This window comes from Kitasatospora sp. NPDC029367 (assembly GCF_055569135.1).
The window spans coordinates 1-11528 of sequence record NZ_JBVHYH010000003.1 but is presented as its reverse complement, the minus strand read 5'-3'; the positions used below and the strand labels follow the sequence as shown (position 1 = coordinate 11528).

Annotated in this window: 11 protein-coding genes; 5 read left to right on the top strand and 6 right to left on the bottom strand. The window is 75.5% G+C overall.

Annotation, left to right across the window (positions count from 1 at the left end; translation table 11 throughout):
- Window positions 1–210 precede the first annotated feature (210 nt).
- From ACZ4W5_RS03290 to ACZ4W5_RS03265, 6 genes are all read right to left on the bottom strand, one after another.
- Window positions 211–1677: an HD-GYP domain-containing protein gene (locus ACZ4W5_RS03290; RefSeq protein WP_465652465.1), complete on the bottom strand. Its 1467-nt coding sequence runs from the start codon at window positions 1675–1677 to the stop codon at window positions 211–213.
- Between the two features lie 140 nt (window positions 1678–1817).
- Window positions 1818–3251 (bottom strand): HD-GYP domain-containing protein, encoded by a 1434-nt coding sequence (locus ACZ4W5_RS03285; RefSeq protein WP_465652463.1) that lies wholly within the window; start codon window positions 3249–3251, stop codon window positions 1818–1820.
- Between the two features lie 523 nt (window positions 3252–3774).
- On the bottom strand, window positions 3775–4203 hold the full coding sequence (rsrA, locus tag ACZ4W5_RS03280; RefSeq protein WP_465652461.1) for a mycothiol system anti-sigma-R factor: 429 nt from the start codon (window positions 4201–4203) through the stop codon (window positions 3775–3777).
- Window positions 4200–5105: a sigma-70 family RNA polymerase sigma factor gene (locus ACZ4W5_RS03275; RefSeq protein ID WP_375894128.1), complete on the bottom strand. Its 906-nt coding sequence runs from the start codon at window positions 5103–5105 to the stop codon at window positions 4200–4202. The genes rsrA and ACZ4W5_RS03275 overlap by 4 nt, the downstream gene beginning before the upstream one ends.
- Window positions 5106–5310: 205 nt before the next feature.
- On the bottom strand, window positions 5311–5949 hold the full coding sequence (locus ACZ4W5_RS03270) for an alpha/beta hydrolase family protein (protein ID WP_360233339.1): 639 nt from the start codon (window positions 5947–5949) through the stop codon (window positions 5311–5313).
- An 18-nt stretch (window positions 5950–5967) separates the two neighbouring features.
- Complete coding sequence (locus ACZ4W5_RS03265) at window positions 5968–6720, bottom strand: SOS response-associated peptidase (RefSeq protein WP_465652459.1); 753 nt, start codon at window positions 6718–6720, stop codon at window positions 5968–5970.
- Window positions 6721–6928: 208 nt separating this feature from the next.
- Here ACZ4W5_RS03265 and ACZ4W5_RS03260 point away from each other — a divergent pair, with 208 nt between their 5' ends.
- The 5 genes from ACZ4W5_RS03260 (at window position 6929) to hisN (ending at window position 11427) form a co-directional block, all read left to right on the top strand.
- The gene (locus ACZ4W5_RS03260) at window positions 6929–7654 is read left to right on the top strand and encodes a M50 family metallopeptidase (RefSeq protein WP_360233333.1); all 726 of its coding nucleotides are present in this window, start codon (window positions 6929–6931) and stop codon (window positions 7652–7654) included.
- Between the two features lie 75 nt (window positions 7655–7729).
- A complete protein-coding gene (gene aroA, locus ACZ4W5_RS03255) occupies window positions 7730–9061 on the top strand; it encodes a 3-phosphoshikimate 1-carboxyvinyltransferase (RefSeq protein WP_360233330.1) in 1332 nt (443 codons plus the stop codon).
- Window positions 9062–9076: 15 nt separating this feature from the next.
- Window positions 9077–10132: a ribosome small subunit-dependent GTPase A gene (gene rsgA, locus ACZ4W5_RS03250; RefSeq protein WP_360233327.1), complete on the top strand. Its 1056-nt coding sequence runs from the start codon at window positions 9077–9079 to the stop codon at window positions 10130–10132.
- A gap of 129 nt (window positions 10133–10261) precedes the next feature.
- Window positions 10262–10585: a DMT family transporter gene (locus ACZ4W5_RS03245; RefSeq protein ID WP_188303055.1), complete on the top strand. Its 324-nt coding sequence runs from the start codon at window positions 10262–10264 to the stop codon at window positions 10583–10585.
- 44 nt (window positions 10586–10629) lie between these two features.
- Window positions 10630–11427, top strand: coding sequence for a histidinol-phosphatase (gene hisN, locus ACZ4W5_RS03240; RefSeq protein ID WP_360233324.1), 798 nt, complete (start codon window positions 10630–10632; stop codon window positions 11425–11427).
- Window positions 11428–11528: the final 101 nt, after the last annotated feature.

Genomic DNA, 11528 nt, shown 5'->3' with positions numbered 1-11528 from the left:
TCCCCCCCCCGTGCCTCCCCCCCCCCCCCCCCCCCCCCCCCCCCCCCCCCCCCCCCCCCCCCCCCCCCCCCCCCCCCCCCCCCCCCCCCCCCCCACCGCACCCCGGCGAGGACCGCACTCCCGGCCACCGGCCCTGGCCCCCGGCGGTCGGCTCCACGCGGTCGGCCCCACGCGGTCGGCTCCACGCGGTCGGCCCCACGCGGTCGGCCGTCAGCCCCGCCCCTGCCCGCCCACCCGGGCGAGCGCGTCCACCACCCGGGCGTCGTAGACCCGCCCGCGCCCCAACCGCAGCACCTCCAGCGCCTCCAGCCGCCCCACCGCCTCGCCCAGGCCCTTCCCCCGGGCGGCGGTGAGCAGGTCGTCGTGGGCGTTGGCGACCCGGATGATCCGGGCGGCGAGCGGCACCGGGCCCTCACCGCCCACCGGCCCGGGGCACGGGTCGGCCAGTCGGGCGACCTGCTCGGCGACCTGCCGGGGCACCCCGGTGCGGCTGATCACCTCGCTGCCGAGCCGGGCGATGCGCTGCTGCTCGACGGCGGGCAGCAGCGCGGTGGCGCCGTCCGGCACCGGTTCGACCAGGGAGAGCTGGCCGACGTCGTGCATCAGCGCCGCGTACTCCAGCAGGGCGAGCTCACGGGTGCCCAGCCCCAGCTCGCGGCCGAGCGCGCACGCCGTGTCCGCGACCCGGCGCGCGTGCCCGTGCGGGGTGTACCCGGCGACCTCGGTGGCCCGGGCCAGGCTGGCGATGGTCTGCCCGGTGGTGGCCCGTACCGCGGCGGCCCGTCGGAAGGAGACCTGGGCGAGCAGCAGCGGGGTGCAGAACAGCGGCAGCGCCCAGAGCCCGACCTCCCCGGCCGCGAGGCTGACCAGCATCCCGGTGGCGACGATCGCCGAGCCGATCCCGAACAGCGAGCGCAGCTCGTCCTCCAGCGCGGCCGGGAACCGCGGCCCGCCGGGCCCGGGACCGGCCCCGGGGCCGTCCTCGGGTTCCCGGCCGCGGGCCGCCGCCGGGGCGCCCGCCGCGCCGCGCCGTCGTCGGCCGCCGACGGCCCCTTCCCCGGCGCCGGGGAAGGGGCGCCACCACGGCGGACCCCACCTGCGCCCCGCCCGCCCGCCGGGCGAACGGCGGGCGGGCGAGGACGGGCCCGAGGAGCGCAGCAGCGCCGCCAGGGTGGCGTCGCAGAGCGCGGCCAGCGCGGCGACGGCGGTCAGGAACGCCCCGTAGGCGGGGCCCTCGGGCGAGAAGCGGTCCACCAGGCCGCCGTTGTAGAGCGGCTGGAACACGGCGGCGGCGAAGCCGACCGCGAGCAGTCGGCGGGCGGCGCTGTCCCGCCGGGCCGGGTCGGCCCAGGGCGGCCGCCGGTGCGGGCGCTCTGGCCGGTGCGGCAGGGCGAGCCCGGGCAGCCAGCCCAGCAGCAGGCCGACCCCGGTCACCGCGACCACCTGGAGCGTGCCGTGCGCGGTCGGCACCCCGCGCAGCGGCCCGAGCAGGGCGTACGCCAGCGCACCGGCCGCGCCGATGGGCGCCTGCTCGCGGTCACCCGGAAGGGTGATCCGGACGCATTCGCCGAGCGCGATCAGCGCGGTGAACGCCAGCGCGACCCTCGGCTCGGCGATCCCCCGCACCACGGCCGCGCCGAGCGCCAGCATCAGCAGCACGGCGGCGGCCGCGTGCACACCGCGCGCGGTACGCCCGCGCCCCGCCCCGGCCCCGCTCCGATGCGCCGAACCCGCCCCGGCCCCTCGCCCGGCCCCCGAACCGCCCCCGCCCCCGCCCTCGGCCCGGGCTCCGGCCCCCGGGCCGGCCGCGCGCCCGGTCACGACTGCCCGGCCACGGGGCGGGTCCCGCCCTGGGCAGGCACCCGTCCGGGCGCGGCCCGCACCGGCTCGGGCACCCCGAGCGGAATGTCCGGGACGGCCCGTACGCAGTCCTCGGAGTGCACCACCGGCTGCCAGTCGTGCACGGCCAGCGCCTCGATCAGCGCCCGCACCATCACCGGGTCGAACTGGCTGCCGGAGCAGCGCTCCAGCTCGGCCACCGCCTCGGCGACGGGGCGGCCGCGCCGGTAGGAGCGGGTGGAGGTCATCGAGTCGAAGGCGTCGGCGACGGAGATGATCCGGGCGAACTCCGGGATCTGCTCCCCGGCCAGTCCGCTCGGGTAGCCGCGCCCGTCCATCCGCTCGTGGTGGTGCAGGATCCCGGCGTGCGCCTCGCCGAGGAAGTCGATCCCGCGCACCAGCTCGTACCCGTACACCGGGTGGATCTCCACGGCGCGGCGCTCGTCCTCGTCGAGGGGACCGTTTCTGCGCAGCAGCTCGGTGGCCACGCCGAGCTTGCCGACGTCGTGCAGGATTCCGGCGAAGCGCAGGGTGCGCAGCCGCTCGGGCTCCATGCCGAGCTGATCGGCGATCAGCACCGAGGCGCGGCCCACCCGTTCGCTGTGCCCCCGGGTGTAGGCGTCCTTGATCTCCACCGCCTGCACCAGCGACTGCACGGTGGCCTGGTGGGCGTCCCGCTCGCGCTGGCCCTGGGCGAAGACCCAGGCCGAGATGGACAGCGGCAGCAGGGCCAGCAGGGCGGCGAACGCCCCGTACGGGCCCTGCCAGAGCACCGCGACCATCAGCCCGCCGGCCGCGTGCACCAGCACCGGCAGCCCGCACACCGCGCAGGCGCCGCGGAGCACCTCGGTGGCCGGCCGACCCTCGCTGAGCACCACCATGACGCCCACCACCAGCCCGTTGACCAGGCAGAACGCACCGACGGCGGCGAACCCGGGCAGCAGCGCGGCGGGGAAGCGGGAGCCGAGCAGCAGCTGCGGGCCGTGCAGCAGGTGGAAGGCGACCGAGGAGGCGAAGGCGCACAGCGCGAGCTGGGAGCCGTTGAACAGCTGGCGGCCGCGGCAGCCGGGGCCGGTGGGGCCGCCGAGCAGGGCGGCGGGGGCGGCGACCAGGGCGGCGGCGGCCGGCGGGAGCATCAGCACCCCGGCGAACAGCACCGGGAAGAAGGCGTTCACCCCGGGGCGGGCGGGCACCCGTCCGGCGGGCGCGGGGCGGCGCAGCAGCCGGCGCAGCAGGAGCGAGCAGGGGGTGGGCAGGCCCTGGGCGAGCGACTCCCAGCAGCCGTGCAGGAAGCCGAGCAGCCCGATCTTGGGCCAGTCCGCCGGGTGGCCGAGCCAGCGCGGCACTCCGGGCGTGACGGCCTCGGGCAGCAGCGGCAGCAGGCAGCACAGGGCCGCCACCGGGACGGCCACCAGGTAGCGCGCAGCCCCCTGTGGCAGGGTCGCGCCTCCACTGTCGGTAGCGATCTCGGCCTCCCCGCGTCCGGGCCCTGTTGCCTCAGCGCGCCGGTCTGACCGGCGGTGAGCGTCCGTCAGGAGGATAGGCCGCCGTCCGGGCGTGGGGACGCATGATCGCGCAATGGCGCAGTTGGCGCACCGCCAACTCACCCGAACGAGTGAGGGCGCATGCGCGCAGAACGGGAGCGGGGGGGGGGGGGGGGGGGGGGGGGGGGGGGGGGGGGGGGGGGGGGGGGGGGGGGGGGGGGGAGGGGCCGCGTGGGAGCGCTTGGTTACCGTCCTTGCCACCACCCCCCCCCGCCCCCGCCCCCCCCCCCCCCCCCCCCCCCCCCCCCCCGCCCCCCCCCCCCCCCCCCCCGCTGAACTCCTGGTCCGAACTGCCTGTCCGAACGCCCTGTCCGAGCGCCCTGTCCGAACCGCTGCGCCCCGCCCTCGCCGACGGGCCGTACGGACCACTGGGCCGGACCACTGGGCCGGACTACTCGGTGGGCGCTCCGGCCTCGACCGGCGCACCGGGGCGCACGCTCGCCTCGTCCGCTTCCTCGCCCGCGCCCTCGTGCGCCTGCGCCGGTCTGGGCGCCGGACGGGCGTCCTCGACGTGCACCTCGACGCCCGTGTCCACCGCGACCACCACCGGCTCGCCCGAGCGCTGCCCGGCCCGGATCGAGTCGATCCTGGCCAGCACCTTGCTGCGCAGGTCGCTCGGGGTGTCGTCGCAGCCGCAGGAGCGCTTGATCAGTGCCTTGATCGCCTGCTCCAGCCCGTACTGCTTCAAGCAGGGCGAGCACTCCTCGAAGTGCACGCGCAGCTTGGCGCAGTCACCCTCGGCCATCTCGTTGTCGAGGAATTCATAGAGGTGGTCGAGGACCTCGCCACACTCGGTTTCGTGCGGATCGCCGCAGCTCATGAGCCCGAGCCCTTCGCTTCCTGCCCTGCCCCGCTGCCGGCCGGGACCAGCCCGCGCTCACGGGCGTAATCCTCCAGCATGCCGCGCAGCTGACGACGGCCGCGGTGCAGCCGGGACATCACCGTACCGATGGGAGTACCCATGATGTCCGCGATCTCCTTGTACGCAAAGCCTTCTACGTCCGCGAGATACACGGCGATCCGGAACTCCTCCGGGATCGCCTGGAGCGCGTCCTTCACGTCGCTGTCGGGCAGGTGGTCGAGCGCCTGGGTCTCGGCCGAGCGCAGACCGGTCGACATGTGCGACTCGGCCCTGGCCAGCTGCCAGTCCTCGATCTCCTCCGCCGCGGTGCGCTGGGGCTCACGCTGCTTCTTGCGGTACGAGTTGATGAACGTGTTGGTGAGGATGCGGTACAGCCAGGCCTTGAGGTTGGTGCCCTCACGGAACTGGTGGAAGGACGCGTACGCCTTGGCGAACGCCTCCTGGAGCAGGTCCTCCGCATCCGCGGGGTTGCGCGTCATGCGCAGCGCCGCCGAGTACATCGGGTCGAGGTAGCCCAGGGCGTCGCGCTCGAAGCGCTCCCGCCGGGCCTCCTCGGACTCCTCCGCCGACACCCGGAAGGTGTCCTCACCGATCGCCTCGGCCAGCTCCTCACCGGTGAGCGCCTCGCCCGCAGGCAGGGCCTCGTCCGGGCCACGGCCCGGATCGGCCTCGTGCTCGGTCCCGACGACCGGACCCACCTCCTCGGCATGACGGGCACGGCCCACTGCGGGCCGCCCAGAAATGGAGGATATCGGGCTGACGGGCTTCTCGCCCGCGTCGAGCCAGTCCGACCAGGAGGGGGCGAACGCCGCGGCGGCCTCGCGCTCCTCCGGCCGTTCGGGGCACGCGATCGAACCCATCTGCCCTGCCTCTCACCGGTGACTCATGCTGACGGACACGACAACCACACCGGCCCCGCCCGCATTCCCGCCCGCACCGGCCATTCACTCGCACGAGTGAGCGAGCGGAAACACCCTGCTCACGGCCCCGCCCAGCCCTGCCGCCACCCCGCCGCCGCCCCCGGCCCCGACCCGCGGCCCCCGGACCCTCAGACCGGCACCGGCGTCACAGCAGCCCCAGCACCCAGTCCCCCACCGCCGAGCAGATCAGCTCCAGCAGCTCGTCCTGCCCCAGCGACGCCCGCTTCGGCACCTCGAACCCGTGGTTCCCGTACGGCAGCGCCACCAGCTCGTGCCCCGCCGGCAGCTCCGGGAACTCCGCCGGCCCGCCGAACGGGTCCGCCGCACCCTGCACCACCAGCGTCGGCAGCCCCGACCCCAGCAACTCCTCCGCCCGGCTCCGCTCCGGCTTCCCCGGCGGGTGCAGCGGGAACGCCAGCGCCACCACCCCCACCGCACCGCTCGCCGCCCCCGTACGGCAGGCCACCCGCGCCCCGGCACTGCGCCCGCCGACCACCAGCGGCAGCCCGGCCCCGGCCAGCCGCTCCGCGACCGGCAGCCAGCCCACGTCCAGCGTCCTCGGCGCCGGGCCCAGCTTCTTCCCCGCCACCCGCCACGGCTGCTCCACCAGCGCCACCGTGATCCCCCGGGCCGGCAGCCGCCCGGCCAGCGCCACCAGGTCCCGCGCGCCCGTGCCGCCGCCCGCCCCGTGGCCCAGCGCCAGCACCGCCCTCGGCGCGGCCGCCCGGTGGTAGGTGATCCGGGCGTCCCCGGCCCCGGTGGTGACGAGTTCGGAGGTGGTCATCCCGGCAGCTCCCAAGTCTCAGAACAGTGTGGTCTCGTACTCGACCTCGGTCCACGGCTCCTTGAGCTCCGGACCGTTGTTGCGGATGTTCCCGACCGCCGGCGACACCGGCGTGGCCAGCAGCGCCCCCGGCGGCGGGGGTATCAGCAACCGGCGTACCTCCTCCGGGTCGTTCAGCCCCGGGTCCAGCCACTCCCCCCAGTCCTGCCGGTCCAGGAACAGCGGCATCCGCTCGTGGATCGGCGCCAGCGACTCCTCGGCGTCCGTGGTCACGATCGTGAAGGTCACCAGCCAGGCCTCCGGGTGCCCCGGCGGCACCGCCCGGTTGCGCCAGAACTCGTACAGCCCCGCCAGGGCCAGCGGGGCGCCGTCCGCCCGGGACACGAAGAACGGCTTCTTGCGCGCCCTGCCCCGCTCCCCCGGCACCGTCTGCCACTCGTAGTAGCCGTCCACCGGCAGGATGCACCGGCGCGAGGCGAAGGCCTGCCGGTAGGCCGGCTTCTCGTGCACCGTGTCCGACCGGGCGTTGATCATCTTCACCGCCGTCTCGGCGGAGTTCGACCACTGCGGCACCAGCCCCCAGCGCAGCGCCCGCAACTGCCGCACCGGCCGCGCCGCCCCCTTGGCCAACCGCTCCAGCACCACGTAGGCGCTGTTGGTCGGCGCCACGTTCCAGTTCGGGTCCAGGGACTCCTCCGGGTCCCAGAACTCCACGTCGAACAGCTCGACGACGTCCTCCGGCTTGCTGCTGGCTGCGAAGCGACCGCACATGCGGGCCAGCCAACCACACCACGCCCGCTCAGCACTTCCTCATCCACGGAGCAGAACCGCCCGCTCCCCTCCGCCCGTCCCCGCATGGGAGGCTGCCCCGAACGGCCCAACCCGGCCCGACCCAGGCCCGCCCCGGGCCCGACCCGGCGAAGCACTACGCAGCACCCCGAACACAACGCAGCACACCGAACGGAGGCGCAGCCCGCCGATGAACCCGAACAACCAGAACCTCGGCGAACTGTGGGACCGGGTCACCGGCACCCAGGCCGCCCCACCCGGCTGGCTCGTCCTCGCGACCGGCTGCGCCGCCCTGCTCGCCGTCCTCGCCCGCCCGCTCTGGCACGTCACCCGCAACGCCGTCACCATCGCCCACGAGGGTGGCCACGGCCTCGCCGCGCTCGCCACCCGCCGCAAGCTCGCCGGCATCCGGCTGCACTCCGACACCTCCGGCCTCACCCTCTCCTACGGCCGCCCCACCGGCCCCGGCATGATCCTCACCGCCGCCGCCGGCTACACCGCCCCCGCCCTGCTCGGCCTCGGCTGCGCCGCCCTGCTCGCCGCCGACCGGATCACCCTGCTGCTCTGGCTCGCCATCGCCCTGCTGCTGGCCCTGCTCCTGCGGATCCGCAACGCCTTCGGCCTGTTCACCGTGCTCGTCGCCGGCGGCTCCTTCTTCCTGGTGTCCTGGTTCGGCAGCGCCCAGGTCCAGGCCGGCTTCGCCTACCTCGGCTGCTGGTTCCTGCTGTTCGGGGCGGTCCGCCCGGTCCTGGAGCTCCAGCACCAGCGCCGCACCGGCTGGGCCCGCGACTCCGACGCCGACCAGCTCGCCCGGCTCACCCACGTCCCGGCCCTGGCCTGGGTCACCGTCTTCCTGCTCACCGCCCTGGCCTGCCTCGCCCTCGGCGCCACCTGGCTGCTGCAACCCCTCCACTAGATCACCTGGATCACCCCCGTCCCGCCATCCGGCCGCAGCAGGGGCCGTTCCGGTACGGCCCCTAGACTGGCCCCCATGACCGAGACCCTGTGGCCCGCCCCCGTCGCCACCGCCCCCGTCGACGCCACCGTCACCATCCCCGGCTCCAAGTCGGTCACCAACCGGGCCCTGGTGCTGGCGGCCCTCGCCGACGGACCGGGCTGGGTGCGCCGCCCGCTGCGCAGCCGCGACTCCCAGCTGATGGCCGACGGCCTGCGCGCCCTCGGGGTCACCATCGAGGAGAAGGTCAACAACGACTCCGGCGGCACCGGCGGCGGCGAGGCCTGGCGGGTCATCCCCGCCCCCACGCTGCGCGGCCCCGCCAACGTCGACGTCGGCAACGCCGGCACGGTCATGCGCTTCCTGCCCCCGCTCGCCGCCCTCGCCGACGGCCCGGTCCACTTCGACGGCGACCCGCGCAGCCACGAGCGCCCCCAGCACGGCGTGATCAACGCCCTGCGCGCGCTCGGCGCCCGGATCGAGGACGGCGGCCGCGGCAGCTTCCCGCTGACCGTGCACGGCACCGGCGGCCTCGACGGCGGCCCGGTCGAGCTGGACGCCTCCTCCTCGTCCCAGTTCGTCTCCGCCCTGCTGCTCTCCGGCGCCCGCTACCACCACGGCGTCGAGGTCCGGCACGTCGGCGGCCCCGTCCCGTCGCTGCCGCACATCCGGATGACCGTCGAGATGCTGCGCCTGGCCGGCGCCCAGGTCGACGCCCCCGAGGACGGCGGCGAGAAGGACGTCTGGCGGGTCACCCCCGGCGCCCTGATCGGCCGCGACCTGGTCGTCGAGCCCGACCTGTCCAACGCCGCCCCGTTCTTCGCCGCCGCCCTGGTCACCGGCGGCCGGGTCACCGTGCGCGACTGGCCCCGCCACACCACCCAGCCCGGCGACCAGCTGCGCGACCTCTACTCCCGGATGGGCGGCGCCTGCGAGTACACCGACGAGGGCCTCCAGTTCACCGGCACCGGCCGGATCCACGGCATCGAGGCCGACCTGCACGACGTCGGCGAGCTCACCCCGGTGATCGCCGCCGTCGCCGCCCTCGCCGACTCCGAGTCCCACCTGTACGGCATCGCCCACCTGCGCCTGCACGAGACCGACCGGCTCGCCGCCCTCGCCAAGGAGATCAACGACCTCGGCGGGGACGTCAGCGAGACCGAGGACGGCCTGCGGATCCGCCCCCGCCCGCTGCACGGCGGCATCTTCCACACCTACGAGGACCACCGCCTGGCCACCGCCGCCGCGGTGCTCGGCCTGGCCGTGCCCGGCGTCGAGGTGGAGAACGTGGGCACCACCGCCAAGACCCTGCCCGACTTCCCCAAGATGTGGGCGGAGCTGCTCGGCGGAGCGGCCGCGGACGCCTGAGCGGAGACTTGAACCATGCGCCGCTACGGCAAGGACGCCGACGAGGACGACATCCGCAACCGCCCCGCCCGCCGGGGCTCCCGGCCGCGGACCCGGATCCGGCCCAAGCACGAGGACGCCGACGAGGCGATGGTGCTGACCGTCGACCGCGGCCGGATCACCTGCCTGGTCGACCCGGGGACCAAGCAGGAGCGTGAGGTCGTCGCCATGAAGGCCCGCGAGCTGGGCCGCAAGGGCGTCGTCGTCGGCGACGTGGTCAACCTGGTCGGCGACCTCTCCGGGGACACCGACACCCTCGCCCGGATCGTCCGGGTCGAGGAGCGCAGCTCCGTGCTGCGGCGCACCGCGGACGACGACGACCCGTACGAGCGGATCGTCGTCGCCAACGCCGACCAGCTGGCCATCGTCACCGCGCTGGCCGACCCGGAGCCCCGCCCCCGGCTGATCGACCGCTGCCTGGTCGCCGCCTACGACGCGGGCATGGAACCGCTGCTGGTGCTCACCAAGTCCGACCTCGCCCCGGCCGGACCGCTGCTGGAGTCGTACGCCCCGCTCGGCATCGACTACGTCGTCACCCGCCGGGACGAGCTGGAGACCGCCGGCGCCGAGGCCGTACGGGAGCACCTGCGCGGACTCTCCACGGTGTTCATCGGCCACTCCGGCGTCGGCAAGACCACCCTGGTCAACGCCCTCGTCCCGGACCGGCGGCGGCAGACCGGCCACGTCAACGCCGTCACCGGCCGCGGCCGGCACACCACCGTCTCCGCCCTGGCGCTGCGGCTGCCCCCGCCGCCCGGCGCCAAGCCCGGCTCGAAGAAGGCGCTCGACCCGGGCTGGGTGATCGACACGCCCGGCTTCCGCTCCTTCGGCCTCTCCCACATCGACCCGTCCCGGGTCATCCTCGCCTTCCCCGACCTGGAGCCGGGCACGGTCGACTGCCCGCGCGCCTGCAGCCACGACGAGCCGGACTGCGCCCTGGACGCCTGGGTCGCCGACGGGCACGCCGAGGCCGCCCGGCTCTACTCGCTGCGCCGACTGCTGGCCAGCAAGGAGGCCCGCGAGGGCGACTGAGCCCCGCGGGGCACCGCCCTTCCCCGAGGCTCGTGGCCCGTTCGAGGTGTCGGACCGCCCCTCCCTGGCGATCATAGGAAAGTCGGGCCGGACACGGCCCGTCCGTCGATCGACAGGGAGGGGCGCACGATGGCATGGGCCCTGGTGATCCTGGCCGGCCTGCTGGAGACCGGCTTCGCGATCAACCTCAAGCTCAGCGAGGGCTTCACCAAGCTCTGGCCCACCATCAGCTTCTGCGTGTTCGCCCTCAGCAGCTTCGGCCTGCTCACCCTCTCGCTCAAGAGCCTGCCGGTCGGCCCCGCCTACGCGGTGTGGACCGGCATCGGCGCCGCCGGCACCGCCATCTACGGCATGGCCTTCCTGGACGAGACCACCTCGGTGCTCAAACTGGTGTCCATCTCCCTGGTGATCGCCGGCGTGATCGGCCTCCAGCTCAGCGGTTCCGCCCACTGAGCGCTCACCCCTCCCGGCCGGCCCGCTGAGCTAGGGTTTCGGGCATGGCCGACTACCACGACGATCTCCGACTCGCCCACGTCCTCGCCGACTCGGCCGACTCGGTCACCCTGGAGCGCTTCCGCGCCCTCGACCTGAAGGTCGAGACCAAGCCCGACCTGACCCCGGTCAGCGACGCCGACAAGGCCGCCGAGGAGCTCGTGCGCAGCGTGCTCCAGCGCGCCCGCCCGCGCGACGCCGTGCTCGGCGAGGAGTTCGGCCTCCAGGGCTCCGGCCCGCGCCGCTGGGTGATCGACCCGATCGACGGCACCAAGAACTACATCCGCGGCGTCCCGGTCTGGGCCACCCTGATCGCCCTGCTGGAGGACGGCCCGGACGGCGTGGAGCGCCCGGTGGTCGGCATCGTCTCCGCCCCGGCGCTGCAGCGCCGCTGGTGGGCGGCCAAGGGCCTGGGCGCCTACGCGGGCCGCAGCCTGGCCAAGGCCTCCCGGATCCACGTCTCCGGGGTGTCCCGGATCGAGGACGCGTCCTTCTCGTACTCCTCCCTCACCGGCTGGGAGGACCGCGGCCGGCTCGACCCGTTCCTGGACCTCACCCGGGCCTGCTGGCGCACCCGCGCCTACGGCGACTTCTGGTCGTACATGATGGTCGCCGAGGGTGCCGTGGACATCGCCGCCGAGCCCGAGCTGTCGCTCTGGGACATGGCCGCGCCCTGCATCGTCGTCGAGGAGGCCGGCGGCAGCTTCACCGGCCTGGACGGCATCCCCGGCCCGGGCGGCGCCGACGCGGTGGCCACCAACGGCCTGCTGCACGACGAGACCCTGCGGCGGCTCTCCGTCTGAGCCGACCGGGGCGAGCCGACCCGTCCCGGCCGGCCCGTCCGAGTCGGCCCCGGGCGAGAAGTGGTGCGGGCCCTGTGACCAGTGGGATCTGGTCACAGGGC

Coding starts and splice junctions, on each gene's coding strand:
- hisN (WP_360233324.1), top strand. CDS start 10,630: ATGGCCGACTACCACGACGATCTCCGACTCGCCCACGTCCTCGCCGAC.
- ACZ4W5_RS03245 (WP_188303055.1), top strand. CDS start 10,262: ATGGCATGGGCCCTGGTGATCCTGGCCGGCCTGCTGGAGACCGGCTTC.
- ACZ4W5_RS03270 (WP_360233339.1), bottom strand. CDS start 5,949: ATGACCACCTCCGAACTCGTCACCACCGGGGCCGGGGACGCCCGGATC.
- rsgA (WP_360233327.1), top strand. CDS start 9,077: ATGCGCCGCTACGGCAAGGACGCCGACGAGGACGACATCCGCAACCGC.
- ACZ4W5_RS03265 (WP_465652459.1), bottom strand. CDS start 6,720: ATGTGCGGTCGCTTCGCAGCCAGCAGCAAGCCGGAGGACGTCGTCGAG.
- rsrA (WP_465652461.1), bottom strand. CDS start 4,203: ATGAGCTGCGGCGATCCGCACGAAACCGAGTGTGGCGAGGTCCTCGAC.
- ACZ4W5_RS03260 (WP_360233333.1), top strand. CDS start 6,929: ATGAACCCGAACAACCAGAACCTCGGCGAACTGTGGGACCGGGTCACC.
- ACZ4W5_RS03275 (WP_375894128.1), bottom strand. CDS start 5,105: ATGGGTTCGATCGCGTGCCCCGAACGGCCGGAGGAGCGCGAGGCCGCC.
- aroA (WP_360233330.1), top strand. CDS start 7,730: ATGACCGAGACCCTGTGGCCCGCCCCCGTCGCCACCGCCCCCGTCGAC.